Origin of the sequence: Citrobacter sp. RHBSTW-00671, assembly GCF_014103415.1 — a bacterium.
Lineage (GTDB): Bacteria > Pseudomonadota > Gammaproteobacteria > Enterobacterales > Enterobacteriaceae > Citrobacter.
This window is the reverse complement of sequence record NZ_JABXPR010000001.1, coordinates 455,572-471,520: the sequence shown is the minus strand read 5'-3', so window position 1 is coordinate 471,520 and position 15,949 is coordinate 455,572. Positions and strand designations below refer to the sequence as shown.

The window sequence follows — 15,949 nt, the reverse complement described above, 5'->3', positions numbered from 1 at the left end:
GGCGAAAGACAGACATCAGTTTCAGCTTGATAACAGATTAAATTAACCGGCCAAGGCGGGTTAATAAACAGAATTTGCCTGGCGGCTGTAGCGCGGTGGTCCCACCTGACCCCATGCCGAACTCAGAAGTGAAACGCCGTAGCGCCGATGGTAGTGTGGGGTCTCCCCATGCGAGAGTAGGGAACTGCCAGGCATCAAATTGCAGTAAACCGGGATGAATAATCCGGGTGGTGACAAAGAAATTCGGTGGAGCGGTAGTTCAGTTGGTTAGAATACCTGCCTGTCACGCAGGGGGTCGCGGGTTCGAGTCCCGTCCGTTCCGCCACTTATTAGAAAATTAAGCCTGCTACTAAGCAGGCTTAATGATAAGAAAATTTAGGGGCGTAGCTCAGTTGGTAGAGCACCGGTCTCCAAAACCGGGTGTCGCGAGTTCGAGTCTCTCCGCCCCTGCCAGAAACAATCCTTAGCATTTTTGCTAAGGATTTTTTTTTACCTGAACATTATGTTCGAGATCCTCCAGTTCATTGTTTCCCGGCATCCTTGCCAGCGTTTTTGTTAATCTTCCAAAATATTTGTTTTCAGCAGTTCGCGAATAAGTGCATGTTTGTCGCTATTTTGCAGCCAAACCGCATATAACGGACGTGAAAGCGTCGTACTGTCAGTAACCGTGTGAAGATCGCTTTTGGTTCTGGCCCAGCTGACGGGAAGCCAACTAAATCCTTTAATTACAGAAAGTTGCTGTCTTGCCAGTTCTGCAGAACTGGTCGTAAGTACCGGCACTTCATCTCCTGCAATCAATCCCGCTTCATGCTGCTGAAAATCCGGTCCCCATTCCAGACGTAGGTAATTCAGTTCATCTTTGGTTTGTGAAGGGGTACTGCAATAAAGCGCCAGCGTGAAATATCCCAACAGTTGGCTGCTAAATTCGTCCATTTTTGGGGTTTCGGTCGTAATTAACAGATCCAGCTGTCGCTCATGGAGCTGCTTTACCAGCGACTGGCGCTGAGCGATTCGCGCTTCAAACTGCAGGCTGGATTGTGGCTCCTGAGATTGGTACAAACGCCGCAACCAGTCATTGAGCATGCATTCCCAAAGGGATGCACTGGCACCGATCGAAAACTCGTTGTGCCGTGAGGTATTCGCGACCTCCTTACGTGCTGCTTGCCACGTATTCATCAGCGTTTCTGCGTAAGGCAATAATTTTTCACCTGCAGCGGTCAAACGAATATTGTTTCTGTGTCGGGTGAACAGGTTCACACCCAGTTGATTTTCCAGTTGTCTGATCCGAAAACTCACCGCCGACTGGGTCAGGTAGAGCGCTTCAGCAGCCCTGCCAAAGTGGCGTGTCCGGCTAACTTCCAGGAAAGTTTTTAACAATTCCGTATCCACAAAGCGCTCCATAAAATTATTTGTCGTGATGATTTAAATCTTTTGTTTGACGCTCTGTCAAGCGTAACTAATACTCCGCGCCATAAATAGCTCGGCCAAAGAATTAGGAGCGTGCAGGATGGCGGAAAGCTTTACGACGACTAATCGATATTTCGACAATAAATATTACCCCCGCGGATTCTCCCGTCATGGTGATTTCACCATTAAAGAGGCACAGCTGCTTGAGCGTCATGGCTATGCCTTCAACGAGCTGGATCTGGGCAAACGTGAGCCAGTAACTGAAGAAGAAAAATTGTTTGTTGCGGTGTGCCGTGGTGAACGCGAACCGGTTACTGAAGCTGAACGTGTGTGGTCCAAGTACATGACGCGGATTAAACGTCCGAAACGTTTCCACACTCTGTCTGGCGGGAAACCTCAGGTAGAAGGTGCGGAAGATTACACCGAATCTGATGATTAATAAAAAAAGGGCGTAAGCCCTTTTTTTATGCCTGTAATTTCTGCAGGTGGATTAATAACCTGTCTATCGCCCGATAAGCAACGGCCTCCTGCAAGTGCTGGCGGGTGATATGGTCGCACTGTTCAATATCCGCAATGGTACGTGCGACTTTTATCAGGCGTAGCCAGGCGCGGATGGACAATCCAAGACGAGCTAACGTGTCCTCAAGCCAGTGCGCATCATCACTGCGAAGCATGCAAAATTTATGTATATCCTGACTGTCCAGATGCGCATTTAACTTATTTTGCCGCTGGTATTGACGTTCCCGAGCTGCCAGAACGCGTTGTTTTACCGTAGCGCTGTCTTCTCCTTTCACCGCGTTCTGGCTGAGTATGCCGGGGGGTGGCAAGGGGATTTCGAGGGAGAGATCAAAGCGGTCAAGAAAAGGTCCTGATAGTCGATTAAGATAACGCAGCGTCTGTTCTGAACTGCAGCGGTTATGGTTTCCCTGGTAATGGCCCGTTGGGCTAGGATTCATAGCAGCAATCAGTTGAAAACGCGCTGGGTAGGTTATTTTAGCCCGCGTGCGGGACAAATGGATCTGTCCGGACTCAATAGGCTCACGTAGTGCATCCAGCGTGCGTCGCTCAAACTCAGGTAATTCATCCAGAAATAATATACCGTTATGCGCCAGGGAGATCTCTCCCGGTGCGGGAATAGAACCCCCCCCCACCATTGCGGTTAGTGAAGCACTGTGATGGGGAGAACGAAAAGGGCGTTGCTTCCACTGTTTTTGTATCGTATCGGAATTGACCAGACTGAGGATCGCTGCACTTTCCAGCGCCTCATCGTTGCTAAGTGGAGGAAGCAATCCTCTCAGGCGGCTGGCCAGCATGGTCTTGCCCGTACCAGGTGGGCCGATAAACAGGAGGTTGTGACCACCAGCGGCGGTGATCTCCAGCCCTCGTTTACCCTGTTCCTGACCGATGACATCACTGAGATCCTCTGGTGAAGGTGCGGCGGTAAAGTCTGCAGATTGCGGTTTGTCTAAATCATGTTTTCCTTCCAGGAATGCGCATACCGCCTGCAGGTGATCGGCAATCAGGCACCCTTCACCGTGTATTAGGCCAACCTCTGCGGCATTCTCTTTAGCGACAATGATGCGCCGGCCTGCTCGAATCGCTTCGGTTGCGCTTGATATAGCGCCTGGAACGCCGCGTAAAGCGCCTGTAAGCGCTAATTCGCCTACCAGCTCATAGGTATCGAGATTATGGGTTGTAAGCTGCTCAGAAGCGACCAGAAGCGCAACAGCGATAGGCAAATCATATCGTCCCCCTTCTTTGGGGAGGTCAGCCGGAGCCAGGTTGATGGTTATCTTCCTGGCCGGGAATTCATACCCGCTATTAATAATTGCGCTGCGTACCCGATCGCGAGCCTCTTTCACCGTCGTTTCAGGTAACCCCACCATGGTTAAACCAGGCAGGCCATTGCTGATATGTACCTCGATGGTAATGGCTGGTGCATTCACGCCGAGTGCGGCGCGTGTGTGAACAATCGATAGTGACATAACCCCTCCTGGTGGGAACATTATGTCGCAATAGATATCGGCAAGATTCTGCATAATTGATGATTTTAGATGCTTATTCCTGTGTTTTTGTGTAATCAGGAATTGCTTGCGCCATGTCTGGAATCTCGCTCGCAAATGCGTATGAGTGTGCCGAGGAAAGGGATCGCAGGTTGTGCTGATGCGCTGAAACGTGAAATATTTTCATTTTATATTTTTTGTATAAAAAACAACGGTATTTATCTAAACCGTTAACAGCGTCAGAAAAATGAAAACAAAAATATCTTGTGCTATTCGCAAATTCTATGGTAACTCTTTAGGCATTCCTTCGAACAAGATGCAAGAAAATACAAAAATGACAGCCCTTCTACGAGTGATTAGCCTGGTCGTGATTAGCGTGGTGGTGATTATTATCCCACCGTGCGGGGCTGCACTTGGACGAGGAAAGGCTTAAAAAACAAGCCTTAACGAACTAAGACCCCCGCACCGAAAGGTCCGGGGGTTTTTTTTGACCTTAAAAACAGACACGAGGAGCAGAAAGTGAACAGTAGCATAAAATTCTGTTTCTCAAGATTTACGGCGGGGATGTAACTATGAATGGGGCTCAGTGGGTGGTACATGCGTTGCGTGCACAAGGGGTTAAAACCGTTTTCGGTTATCCTGGTGGCGCAATTATGCCGGTTTACGATGCGTTGTATGACGGCGGCGTAGAACACCTGTTGTGCCGTCATGAGCAGGGCGCGGCGATGGCGGCAATTGGCTATGCCCGCTCTACAGGTAAAACCGGTGTATGCATCGCCACTTCCGGTCCGGGTGCTACCAACCTGATTACGGGTCTTGCTGATGCGCTGTTAGATTCTGTTCCTGTTGTGGCCATCACCGGCCAGGTTGCTGCACCATTCATCGGAACCGATGCGTTTCAGGAAGTGGACGTGCTGGGTATGTCGCTGTCCTGCACCAAACATAGCTTCCTGGTCCAGTCACTGGAAGAGTTACCGCGCATTATGGCGGAAGCTTTCAACGTGGCGAATTCCGGTCGTCCGGGGCCTGTTCTGGTTGATATCCCGAAAGATATCCAGTTAGCCAGCGGTACGCTGGAACCGTATTTCACGACCGTAGAAGATGCGGCCGCATTCCCTCATGCTGACGTTGAGCAGGCGCGTAACATGCTGGCGCAGGCGCAAAAACCGATTCTGTACGTAGGTGGCGGCGTTGGTATGGCGCAGGCGGTTCCTGCCCTGCGTGAATTTATCGCGCTAACCCAATTACCGGTCGCTTGTACGCTGAAAGGTCTGGGCGCAGTTGACGCTGATTATCCGTATTACCTGGGAATGCTGGGGATGCACGGAACCAAGGCCGCGAATTTTGCGGTGCAGGAATGCGACTTACTGATCGCTGTCGGGGCACGTTTTGATGACCGGGTGACTGGCAAGCTGAACACCTTCGCTCCGAACGCCAGCGTGATCCACATGGATATCGATCCGGCTGAGATGAACAAACTGCGTCAGGCGCACGTAGCGTTACAGGGCGATTTAAATACGCTGTTACCGGCATTACAGCAACCTCTGAACGTTGACGCCTGGCGTCAGCACAATGCAGAACTGCGCGCAGAGCATACCTGGCGCTATGACCATCCGGGTGAGGCCATCTATGCGCCGTTGTTGTTAAAACAACTGTCGGACCGTAAACCTGCGGATAGCGTTGTTACAACGGATGTTGGCCAGCATCAGATGTGGTCTGCACAGCATATGACCTACACCCGCCCGGAAAATTTCATCACCTCCAGCGGGCTGGGAACGATGGGCTTTGGTTTACCTGCCGCGGTTGGCGCACAGGTAGCTCGCCCGAATGATACGGTAATCTGTATCTCCGGTGACGGTTCCTTCATGATGAATGTACAGGAGCTGGGCACCGTAAAACGCAAGCAATTGCCGTTGAAGATCGTCTTACTCGACAACCAACGGTTAGGTATGGTTCGACAATGGCAGCAGTTGTTTTTCCAGGAACGTTATAGCGAAACCACCCTTACCGATAACCCCGATTTCCTCATGTTGGCCAGTGCCTTCGGTATCCCAGGTCAACACATCACCCGTAAAGACCAGGTTGAAGCGGCCCTCGACACGATGCTGAACAGTGAGGGGCCATACCTGCTTCATGTCTCAATCGACGAACTTGAGAATGTCTGGCCTCTGGTACCGCCAGGTGCCAGCAACTCAGAAATGCTGGAGAAATTATCATGATGCAACATCAGGTCGCCGTTGAGGCTCGTTTCAATCCGGAAACGTTAGAACGTGTTTTACGCGTGGTACGCCATCGTGGTTTTCAGGTGTGCTCCATGAATATGGAAGCCGCCAGCGATGCGCAGAATATAAATATCGAATTGACCGTTGCCAGCCCCCGGTCGGTCGACTTACTGTTTAGTCAGTTAAGTAAACTGGTAGATGTTGCACATGTTGCTATCTGCCAGAGCACAACCACATCACAACAAATTCGCGCCTGAGCGCAAAAGGAAGAGAAATGACGACGAAAAAAGCTGATTTCATTTGGTCTAATGGCGAGATGATTCGTTGGGAAGACGCGAAGGTTCACGTGATGTCCCACGCTCTGCATTACGGTACTTCGGTATTTGAAGGCATCCGTTGCTACGACTCTCACAAAGGGCCGGTGGTGTTCCGTCATCGCGAGCACATGCAGCGTCTGCGTGATTCAGCCAAGATCTATCGTTTTCCGGTCTCTCAGAGCGTTGATGAACTGATGGAAGCGTGCCGTGCGGTGATCCGCAAAAACAATCTGACCAGCGCCTATATCCGTCCGCTGGTGTTTGTTGGCGATGTAGGTATGGGCGTTAACCCGCCAGCGGGATACACCACTGACGTGATTATCGCTGCGTTCCCATGGGGGGCTTACCTTGGTGCAGATGCTCTGGATCAGGGGATTGATGCCATGGTTTCTTCCTGGAACCGTGTTGCACCAAACACCATCCCTACCGCGGCTAAAGCGGGCGGTAACTATCTGTCTTCGTTGCTGGTGGGTAGCGAAGCGCGTCGTCATGGTTATCAGGAAGGTATTGCGCTGGACGTGAATGGCTACATCTCCGAAGGTGCCGGTGAAAACCTGTTTGAAGTTAAAGACGGCATTCTGTTTACCCCGCCGTTTACCTCTTCCGCGCTGCCAGGCATCACCCGTGACGCGATCATCAAGCTGGCAAAAGATCTCGATATCGAGGTGCGTGAGCAGGTGCTGTCCCGTGAATCGCTGTACCTGGCCGACGAAGTGTTCATGTCCGGTACCGCGGCCGAAATCACCCCAGTACGCAGCGTCGATGGTATCCAGGTGGGCGAAGGCCGCTGCGGTCCAGTCACCAAACGCATCCAGCAAGCCTTCTTTGGCCTCTTCACCGGTGAAACAGAAGATAAATACGGCTGGTTGGATTCAGTAAACCAATAACAAAATTAATATTTCCCCAAAATAATTCATGTTGCAGGAAGACGGCAACGCAGCAAGTCCCAGGAGCTTACTGTAGTAAGTGACTGGGGGGAGCGAGGCAGTCAACGCACCTGCGGCGTGAAGTATGCGGGGGAAAGACAGACGGGAGTTAATCAAGCATGCCTAAGTATCGTTCTGCCACCACCACCCATGGCCGTAATATGGCGGGTGCCCGCGCATTGTGGCGCGCCACCGGGATGACCGATGACGACTTCGGTAAACCGATTATCGCTGTGGTGAACTCCTTTACCCAGTTCGTGCCGGGGCACGTGCATCTGCGCGATCTCGGTAAGCTGGTTGCCGAACAAATTGAAGCTTCAGGCGGCGTGGCAAAAGAGTTCAACACCATTGCTGTGGATGACGGAATTGCCATGGGCCACGGGGGCATGCTGTATTCACTGCCGTCACGCGAGCTGATTGCCGATTCGGTCGAGTACATGGTTAACGCCCACTGTGCCGATGCGATGGTCTGCATCTCCAACTGCGACAAAATCACCCCCGGGATGTTAATGGCCTCACTGCGTCTGAACATTCCGGTGATCTTTGTTTCCGGTGGCCCGATGGAAGCCGGAAAAACCAAGCTCTCTGACCAAATCATCAAGCTCGATCTGGTTGATGCAATGATTCAGGGCGCGGACCCGAAAGTCTCCGACTCACAAAGCGAACAGGTTGAGCGTTCCGCCTGTCCGACCTGTGGTTCCTGTTCGGGGATGTTCACCGCGAACTCGATGAACTGTCTGACCGAAGCGCTGGGTCTGTCGCAGCCAGGTAATGGTTCTTTGCTGGCGACCCACGCCGACCGTAAGCAACTGTTTCTCAATGCCGGTTCGCGGATCGTCGAGCTGACCAAACGCTATTATGAGCAGGATGACGCTTCCGCGCTGCCGCGCAACATTGCCAACAAGGCGGCGTTTGAAAATGCCATGACCCTGGATATCGCGATGGGCGGTTCCACCAATACCGTTCTGCACCTGCTGGCGGCCGCGCAGGAAGCCGAAATCGACTTCACGATGAGTGATATCGACAAGCTGTCCCGCAAAGTGCCGCAACTGTGTAAAGTGGCGCCGAGTACCCAGAAATATCATATGGAAGATGTCCACCGTGCGGGCGGCGTGCTGGGCATTTTAGGCGAACTGGATCGCGCCGAATTACTGAACCGTGACGTGAAAAACGTGTTGGGTCTGACGCTGCCGCAAACGCTCGATCGGTATGACGTGATGCTGACCAAAGATGACGCGGTGAAAAAGATGTTCCGCGCCGGCCCGGCCGGCATCCGTACCACCCAGGCGTTCTCGCAGGATTGCCGTTGGGATACGCTGGATGACGATCGCGCCGAAGGTTGTATCCGCTCGCTGGAACACGCCTACAGCAAAGACGGCGGTCTGGCTGTGTTGTACGGTAACTTCGCGGAAAACGGCTGCATCGTGAAAACCGCAGGCGTGGATGACAGCATCCTGAAATTCACCGGCCCGGCAAAAGTGTATGAAAGCCAGGACGATGCGGTTGAGGCTATTCTTGGCGGCAAAGTGGTTGCCGGCGACGTGGTGGTGATTCGCTACGAAGGGCCGAAAGGCGGACCAGGGATGCAGGAAATGCTTTACCCAACCACCTTCCTGAAATCGATGGGTCTGGGCAAGGCCTGTGCGCTGATAACAGATGGCCGTTTCTCTGGCGGTACTTCGGGCCTCTCTATCGGTCACGTTTCACCGGAAGCGGCCAGCGGCGGTAATATCGCGATTATCGAAGATGGCGACATGATTGCCATAGATATCCCGAATCGTGGCATTCAACTGCAACTGAGTGATGCGGAAATCGCTGCGCGCCGTGAAGCGCAGGAAGCACGCGGTGACAAAGCCTGGACACCAAAAGATCGTCAGCGTCAGGTCTCCTTTGCCCTGCGCGCCTATGCCAGCCTGGCAACCAGCGCCGACAAAGGTGCGGTGCGCGATAAATCGAAACTGGGGGGTTAAGACGATGGCGGATTCACAACCCCTGTCCGGCACGCCGGAAGGTGCTGAATATCTCAGAGCGGTACTGCGTGCGCCGGTGTACGAAGCGGCGCAGGTCACACCGCTACAAAAAATGGACAAGCTCTCTTCGCGCCTCGATAACGTCATTCTGGTGAAACGCGAAGACCGACAGCCCGTGCACAGTTTCAAGCTGCGCGGAGCCTATGCCATGATGGCGGGTCTGACCGAAGCGCAAAAAGCACAGGGTGTGATCACCGCGTCGGCAGGGAATCATGCCCAGGGTGTAGCATTTTCCTCCGCGCGTCTTGGGGTGAAAGCGCTGATTGTCATGCCGACGGCTACCGCTGATATCAAAGTCGATGCCGTGCGCGGTTTCGGTGGCGAAGTATTGCTGCACGGGGCGAACTTTGATGAAGCCAAAGCCAAAGCAATTGAGCTGTCGCAACAGCAGGGCTTTACCTGGGTCCCGCCGTTCGATCACCCGATGGTGATTGCCGGGCAAGGTACGCTGGCGCTGGAGTTACTGCAGCAGGATGCCCATCTTGATCGCGTTTTTGTACCGGTCGGCGGCGGTGGTCTGGCCGCCGGTGTCGCAGTGCTGATCAAACAGCTGATGCCACAAATCAAAGTGATTGCCGTGGAAGCTGAAGATTCTGCCTGCCTGAAAGCGGCGCTGGATGCGGGTCATCCGGTGGATCTCCCGCGTGTCGGTCTTTTTGCTGAAGGCGTGGCGGTCAAACGTATTGGTGATGAAACCTTCCGTCTGTGCCAGGAGTATCTCGATGACATTATCACCGTCGATAGCGATGCTATTTGCGCGGCGATGAAAGACCTGTTTGAAGATGTGCGAGCCGTGGCTGAGCCATCGGGCGCGCTGGCGCTGGCGGGAATGAAAAAATACATCGCCCAGCACAATATTCGCGGTGAACGGCTGGCGCATGTGCTTTCTGGGGCCAACGTTAATTTCCACGGCCTGCGCTACGTTTCTGAACGCTGCGAGTTGGGGGAACAACGTGAAGCATTGCTGGCAGTGACCATCCCGGAAGAGAAGGGCAGCTTCCTGAAATTCTGCCAATTGCTGGGTGGGCGCTCGGTTACCGAGTTTAACTACCGTTTTGCTGATGCCAAAGACGCCTGTATTTTTGTCGGGGTACGTCTGAGTCGCGGTCTGGAAGAGCGTAAGGAAATCCTCCAGTTGCTCAACGAGGGTGGCTACAGTGTGGTGGACCTTTCCGACGATGAAATGGCAAAACTGCACGTGCGCTATATGGTCGGTGGACGTCCGTCAAAACCCTTGCAGGAGCGGCTGTTCAGCTTCGAATTCCCGGAATCGCCGGGGGCGCTGCTGAAGTTTCTGCATACGCTGGGGACCCACTGGAATATTTCATTGTTCCACTATCGCAGTCATGGAACTGACTACGGCCGTGTTCTGGCGGCGTTTGAATTGGGCAATCACGAGCCGGATTTTGAAACGCGACTAAATGAGCTGGGCTACGACTGCCATGATGAGAGTCATAACCCTGCGTTCAGGTTCTTTCTGGCAGGGTAGGCCGGATAAGGCGCTTCCGGCATTAGTGCCCAGGTAGCAAGCTCCAGAACGCATCAATCAGCGGCTCATGCAGCCGCTTTTTTTGTGCGCAAACGCCCAGCTCAAACGGCGTTTTCTCGTCGCTACGTTCTAAAATCATCACGCGGTTGCGCACCGGTTCAGGGCTATTTTCCAGCACCACTTCCGGCAGCAGCGCCACACCGCAGCCCAGTGCCACCATTGAGACCATCGCTTCATGACCGCCGACCGTGGCGTAAATTGAGGGATTGCTGATTTTATGACGGCGGAACCACAGCTCAATGCGGCGGCGTACCGGGCCCTGGTCGGCCATGATAAAGGGTACCGTTGACCAGTCGGGGTCATCAACGGAAACCTGATTGCGCACCGGGCAGGGTAACGCCGGGGCGATCAGTACCACAGCCAGATTCTCCAGCATGGAAAAGGCCACCGCGCCCGGCAGCGTTTCGGGCTTCCCGGCGATAGCCAGATCCGCTTCTCCCGTCACCACTTTTTCCATTGCATCGGCAGCATCGCCGGTGGTGAGCTTAATCTCCACCGACGGGTGTTCGGCGCGAAAGCGGTCAAGAATTGGCGGCAGATGGCTATATGCGGCGGTCACCGAACAAAAGATATGCAGCTCACCTGACAGCGACGGCCCTTGCTGATCAATGGTATGGCGTAATTGCTGATACTGCAGCAGCGTCTGCTGGGCAAAAACGCGCAGCTCTTCGCCCGCTTCGGTGAGTGTGACCGTGCGGTTATCACGGACAAATAGCGCCTGACCAAGATCCTCTTCCAGGCGCTGAATCTGCCGGGAAAGCGTAGAAGGACTGACGTGCATGGCCCGTGCGCTGCGGCCAAAGTGGCGGCTTTCCGCCAGATGCAGGAAGGTTTTCAGATCGCGTAAATCCACAGACCAGTCTCCGGTTTTCTACGTTGCATAAATTGCAATGTGACGTTGTGAATATATCAATTTCCGCAATAAATTTCCTGTTGTAATGTGGGTTCATTCTCGCACATACAAATCTGCGAACCGAATAATAAGCACCACAACACAACATCACGGAGTACACCATCATGGCTAACTACTTTAATACACTGAATCTGCGTCAGCAGCTGGCTCAGCTGGGCAAATGTCGCTTCATGGGCCGCGAAGAATTCGCCGACGGCGCAAGCTACCTTCAGGGTAAAAAAGTGGTCATCGTCGGCTGTGGCGCTCAGGGTCTGAACCAGGGCCTGAACATGCGTGACTCCGGTCTGGATATCTCCTACGCCCTGCGTAAAGAAGCGATTGCTGAGAAACGTGCTTCATGGCGTAAAGCAACCGAAAACGGCTTCAAAGTGGGTACCTACGAAGAGCTGATCCCGCAGGCGGATCTGGTGGTTAACCTGACGCCAGACAAACAGCACTCCGACGTTGTACGTTCCGTACAGCCGCTGATGAAAGACGGCGCGGCGCTGGGCTACTCCCACGGTTTCAACATCGTCGAAGTCGGCGAGCAGATCCGTAAAGACATCACCGTGGTGATGGTGGCGCCGAAGTGCCCGGGTACCGAAGTACGTGAAGAGTACAAACGTGGTTTTGGTGTGCCGACGCTGATCGCTGTTCATCCGGAAAACGATCCGAAAGGCGAAGGTATGGCCATTGCTAAAGCCTGGGCTGCGGCAACCGGCGGTCACCGTGCGGGCGTACTGGAATCCTCTTTCGTTGCGGAAGTGAAATCTGACCTGATGGGCGAGCAGACTATCCTGTGCGGTATGCTGCAGGCGGGTTCTCTGCTGTGCTTCGACAAGCTGGTGGAAGAAGGTACCGACCCGGCTTACGCAGAAAAACTGATTCAGTTCGGCTGGGAAACCATCACCGAAGCGCTGAAGCAGGGCGGCATCACCCTGATGATGGACCGTTTGTCTAACCCGGCTAAGCTGCGCGCTTACGCGCTGTCCGAACAGCTGAAAGCGATCATGGCGCCGCTGTTCCAGAAACACATGGACGACATCATCTCCGGTGAATTCTCTTCCGGCATGATGGCTGACTGGGCTAACGACGATAAGAAACTGCTGACCTGGCGTGAAGAGACCGGTAAAACCGCGTTTGAAACTGCACCGCAGTTCGAAGGTAAAATTGGCGAGCAGGAGTACTTTGATAAAGGCGTTCTGATGATTGCGATGGTGAAAGCGGGCGTTGAGCTGGCGTTCGAAACCATGGTGGATTCCGGCATCATCGAAGAGTCTGCTTACTACGAATCACTGCACGAACTGCCGCTGATTGCCAACACCATCGCCCGTAAGCGTCTGTACGAAATGAACGTGGTTATCTCCGATACCGCAGAATACGGTAACTACCTGTTCTCTTACGCATGCGTACCGCTGCTGAAAGAGTTTATGACTACCCTGCAGACCGGCGATCTGGGCAAAGCAATTGCCGAAGGCGCGGTAGACAACGCCCAGCTGCGCGACGTGAACGAAGCTATTCGCGGCCACGCTATCGAGCAGGTTGGTAAGAAACTGCGCGGCTATATGACCGATATGAAGCGTATCGCAGTCGCAGGCTAATAAAACCTCGTTATCATCCGGCCCGGTCAGCGCCTCGCTACCGGGCCGTTTTTTTATCTGCGTTTATCGTGATTACTATCAGCACGCTGATTAATGGCCTGATGTTTAAGGTGTTCCAGGAGGCGGTTAGCACCCACGTGATGAAGCATAACGCCCAGCAGACGCTGCAATCGCAGAAATAAAAATCCGGCGTTGCCGGGGATACACCTTAGTTACGGTACAACACCTTAATGATGTGGTAACCGAACTGAGTGTGCAGCGGGCCGGTTGGCTCCAGCACTGGGCAGGAGAAGACCACTTTATCAAACGCTGGAACCATCTGGCCCTGGCGGAATTCACCTAAGTCACCGCCGCGTTTGCCCGATGGGCAGATGGAGTGCTTCTTCGCCAGCTTGCCGAAATCGGCGCCGTTTTTAATCTGTTCCAGAAGATCCAGTGCCAGTTTCTCTTCTTTCACCAGGATATGCACTGCTGCTGCTGTTTTTGCCATGATCGAGCCTTTCTATAAGCGAGTCTGTAAGGCTGGCGATTTTAGCATGGCTTATCGCCGATACAGCACCTTGATGATGTGATAGCCAAATTTGGTTTTGACCGGCCCGAAAGGCTTAAGTAGCGGACAGCTAAAAACGGCGGCGTTGAATGGCCCCACCATCATCCCCTGCTTAAATTCGCCAAGATCGCCACCGTTGCGCCCGGAAGGGCAACGGGAATAGCGTTTTGCCAGATGATCGAAGCTGATTCCTCGCCCCAGTTTGCTGAGGATCTCCAGCGCCAGTTTTTCTTCTTTTACCAGGATGTGCAGGGCTGCCGCGCTCTTTGCCATAAGGTCACTCTTATCGTTGATTTGCTACCCAACACTTTACCATTCGGCGGGTAAATCTCAGCCTGACTTTCTGCTACAATCCACACCCCCGTGTTTACAGATTGAGCAATGCCCCTATGCGTTTAAACCCCGGACAACAACAAGCCGTCGAATTCGTCACTGGCCCTTGCCTGGTGCTGGCGGGAGCGGGTTCCGGTAAGACGCGTGTTATCACCAATAAAATTGCGCACCTGATTCGCGTTTGCGGTTATCAGGCGCGGCATATCGCGGCGGTGACGTTTACCAATAAGGCCGCACGTGAAATGAAAGAGCGTGTGGCGCAGACGCTGGGACGTAAAGAGGCGCGTGGACTGATGATCTCCACCTTTCACACCCTGGGGCTGGATATCATCAAGCGTGAATTTGCGGCGTTGGGGATGAAGTCGAACTTCTCGCTGTTTGACGATACCGATCAGGTCGCTCTGCTTAAGGAGCTGACCGAAGGGTTAATTGAAGACGATAAACTGATCCTCCAACAGCTGATCTCCACGATCTCCAACTGGAAAAACGATCTGATGACCCCGACGCAGGCAGCAGCCAGCGCTAAAGGCGAACGCGATCGTATTTTTGCGCACTGCTATGGTCTGTACGACGCGCATATGAAGGCGTGTAACGTTCTCGACTTTGACGATCTGATCTTACTCCCGACGCTTCTGCTTCAACGTAATGAAGAGGTACGTGAGCGCTGGCAAAACAAGATTCGCTACCTGCTGGTGGATGAATATCAGGATACCAACACCAGCCAGTACGAGTTGGTGAAGTTATTGGTGGGCAGCCGTGCACGCTTCACCGTCGTGGGTGATGACGATCAGTCTATTTACTCGTGGCGTGGTGCGCGTCCGCAAAACCTGGTACTGCTAAGCAAAGATTTTCCGGCGCTGCAGGTGGTTAAGCTGGAGCAGAACTACCGTTCTTCCGGACGTATCCTGAAGGCCGCGAACATCCTCATTGCCAATAACCCGCACGTATTTGAAAAGCGGTTGTTCTCTGAGCTGGGCTACGGACCTGAGTTGAAAGTACTGAGTGCCAACAACGAAGAGCATGAAGCGGAACGCGTGACTGGGGAGTTGATTGCTCATCACTTCGTGAATAAGACGCAGTATAAGGACTATGCGATCCTGTATCGCGGCAACCACCAGTCACGGGTGTTCGAAAAATTCCTGATGCAGAACCGTATCCCGTACAAAATTTCCGGGGGGACATCGTTTTTCTCGCGTCCGGAAATCAAAGATCTGCTCGCCTACCTGCGCGTACTGAGCAACCCGGATGATGACAGCGCATTTTTGCGCATCGTAAACACACCAAAACGTGAAATCGGTCCGGCCACGCTGCAAAAGCTGGGGGAATGGGCGATGACGCGCAATAAAAGCCTGTTTACCGCCAGCTTTGATATGGGGCTTAGCCAGACGCTGACCGGTCGCGGTTATGATTCTCTAACCCGCTTTACGCACTGGCTGGGGGAAATCCAGCGCCTCGCGGAGCGTGAACCGATTGCCGCCGTGCGTGACCTGATCCATGGCATTGATTACGAATCCTGGCTGTATGAGACTTCGCCGAGCCCGAAAGCGGCGGAAATGCGTATGAAGAACGTCAACACGCTGTTCAGTTGGATGACAGAGATGCTGGAAGGCAGCGATCTGGAAGAGCCGATGACCCTGACTCAGGTTGTTACCCGTTTTACCCTGCGCGACATGATGGAGCGTGGTGAAAGTGAAGAAGAGTTGGATCAGGTGCAGCTGATGACGCTACATGCTTCAAAAGGGCTGGAGTTCCCCTATGTGTTTATGGTGGGAATGGAAGAGGGCTTTTTACCTCATCAGAGCAGCATTGATGAAGACAACATTGATGAAGAGCGTCGTCTGGCCTACGTCGGCATTACCCGCGCACAGAAAGAGCTTATCTTCACGTTGTGTAAAGAGCGCCGTCAGTACGGGGAGCTGGTGCGCCCGGAGCCGAGCCGCTTCCTGCTGGAGCTGCCACAGGATGACGTAATCTGGGAACAGGAGCGTAAAGTGGTGAGCGCTGAGGAGCGGATGCAAAAGGGGCAAGCCAGTATCGCGAATATTCGGGCCATGATGGCGAAAGCAAAAGAGAAGTAGGTTTTTGTAGGCCGGATAAGCGTAGCGCCATCCGGCAATAA

At 53.3% G+C, this 15,949-nt stretch carries 14 protein-coding genes, 2 tRNA genes and 1 rRNA gene; 12 read left to right on the top strand and 5 right to left on the bottom strand.

What is annotated here, in order from left to right:
* Positions 1-77 precede the first annotated feature (77 nt).
* The 3 genes from rrf (at position 78) to HV261_RS02255 (ending at position 453) form a co-directional block, all read left to right on the top strand.
* Positions 78-193, top strand: a 5S ribosomal RNA gene (gene rrf, locus HV261_RS02265).
* Between the two features lie 55 nt (positions 194-248).
* Positions 249-325: transfer RNA gene (locus HV261_RS02260), tRNA-Asp, on the top strand.
* Positions 326-377: 52 nt separating this feature from the next.
* Positions 378-453: transfer RNA gene (locus HV261_RS02255), tRNA-Trp, on the top strand.
* A 102-nt stretch (positions 454-555) separates the two neighbouring features.
* Here the strand turns inward: HV261_RS02255 and hdfR are convergent.
* Positions 556-1,401, bottom strand: coding sequence for an HTH-type transcriptional regulator HdfR (gene hdfR / locus HV261_RS02250; protein WP_202037330.1), 846 nt, complete (start codon positions 1,399-1,401; stop codon positions 556-558).
* A gap of 106 nt (positions 1,402-1,507) precedes the next feature.
* Here hdfR and maoP point away from each other — a divergent pair, with 106 nt between their 5' ends.
* The gene (gene maoP / locus HV261_RS02245; RefSeq protein ID WP_003018025.1) at positions 1,508-1,846 is read left to right on the top strand and encodes a macrodomain Ori organization protein MaoP; all 339 of its coding nucleotides are present in this window, start codon (positions 1,508-1,510) and stop codon (positions 1,844-1,846) included.
* A 25-nt stretch (positions 1,847-1,871) separates the two neighbouring features.
* Here the strand turns inward: maoP and HV261_RS02240 are convergent, their stop codons facing one another.
* Entirely contained in the window at positions 1,872-3,392 is a 1,521-nt protein-coding gene (locus tag HV261_RS02240) for a YifB family Mg chelatase-like AAA ATPase (protein ID WP_202037329.1), read from the bottom strand.
* A 352-nt stretch (positions 3,393-3,744) separates the two neighbouring features.
* Here HV261_RS02240 and ilvL point away from each other — a divergent pair, with 352 nt between their 5' ends.
* The 6 genes from ilvL to ilvA all read left to right on the top strand — a co-directional run bounded on the left by ilvL (position 3,745) and on the right by ilvA (position 10,394).
* A complete protein-coding gene (gene ilvL, locus HV261_RS02235; RefSeq protein ID WP_001311244.1) occupies positions 3,745-3,843 on the top strand; it encodes an ilv operon leader peptide in 99 nt (32 codons plus the stop codon).
* A 139-nt stretch (positions 3,844-3,982) separates the two neighbouring features.
* Complete coding sequence (gene ilvG / locus HV261_RS02230) at positions 3,983-5,629, top strand: acetolactate synthase 2 catalytic subunit (protein WP_202037328.1); 1,647 nt, start codon at positions 3,983-3,985, stop codon at positions 5,627-5,629.
* Positions 5,626-5,889 carry an acetolactate synthase 2 small subunit gene (gene ilvM / locus HV261_RS02225; protein ID WP_003018017.1) on the top strand — a complete coding sequence of 88 codons (264 nt, stop codon included), beginning with the start codon at positions 5,626-5,628 and terminating at the stop codon, positions 5,887-5,889. Before ilvG ends, ilvM begins: the two co-directional genes overlap by 4 nt.
* A gap of 17 nt (positions 5,890-5,906) precedes the next feature.
* On the top strand, positions 5,907-6,836 hold the full coding sequence (locus tag HV261_RS02220; RefSeq protein WP_202037327.1) for a branched-chain amino acid transaminase: 930 nt from the start codon (positions 5,907-5,909) through the stop codon (positions 6,834-6,836).
* Between the two features lie 158 nt (positions 6,837-6,994).
* Positions 6,995-8,845, top strand: coding sequence for a dihydroxy-acid dehydratase (gene ilvD / locus HV261_RS02215; RefSeq protein WP_202037326.1), 1,851 nt, complete (start codon positions 6,995-6,997; stop codon positions 8,843-8,845).
* 4 nt (positions 8,846-8,849) lie between these two features.
* A complete protein-coding gene (gene ilvA, locus HV261_RS02210) occupies positions 8,850-10,394 on the top strand; it encodes a threonine ammonia-lyase, biosynthetic (RefSeq protein WP_202037325.1) in 1,545 nt (514 codons plus the stop codon).
* 22 nt (positions 10,395-10,416) lie between these two features.
* On the opposite strand, the gene ilvY is transcribed toward ilvA, so the two are convergent.
* Positions 10,417-11,307 carry an HTH-type transcriptional activator IlvY gene (gene ilvY, locus HV261_RS02205; RefSeq protein ID WP_202037324.1) on the bottom strand — a complete coding sequence of 297 codons (891 nt, stop codon included), beginning with the start codon at positions 11,305-11,307 and terminating at the stop codon, positions 10,417-10,419.
* A gap of 164 nt (positions 11,308-11,471) precedes the next feature.
* Here ilvY and ilvC point away from each other — a divergent pair, with 164 nt between their 5' ends.
* The gene (gene ilvC / locus HV261_RS02200) at positions 11,472-12,947 is read left to right on the top strand and encodes a ketol-acid reductoisomerase (RefSeq protein WP_137383188.1); all 1,476 of its coding nucleotides are present in this window, start codon (positions 11,472-11,474) and stop codon (positions 12,945-12,947) included.
* Positions 12,948-13,155: 208 nt separating this feature from the next.
* Here ilvC and ppiC (HV261_RS02190) read toward each other — a convergent pair whose 3' ends face one another.
* Positions 13,156-13,437 carry a peptidylprolyl isomerase PpiC gene (ppiC, locus tag HV261_RS02190; protein ID WP_003017999.1) on the bottom strand — a complete coding sequence of 94 codons (282 nt, stop codon included), beginning with the start codon at positions 13,435-13,437 and terminating at the stop codon, positions 13,156-13,158.
* Positions 13,438-13,488: 51 nt separating this feature from the next.
* Positions 13,489-13,770, bottom strand: coding sequence for a peptidylprolyl isomerase PpiC (gene ppiC / locus HV261_RS02185; protein ID WP_202037323.1), 282 nt, complete (start codon positions 13,768-13,770; stop codon positions 13,489-13,491).
* Between the two features lie 116 nt (positions 13,771-13,886).
* Between ppiC (HV261_RS02185) and rep the strand changes: the two genes are divergently transcribed.
* Entirely contained in the window at positions 13,887-15,908 is a 2,022-nt protein-coding gene (rep, locus tag HV261_RS02180; RefSeq protein WP_202037322.1) for a DNA helicase Rep, read from the top strand.
* The last annotated feature ends 41 nt before the right edge of the window (positions 15,909-15,949 follow it).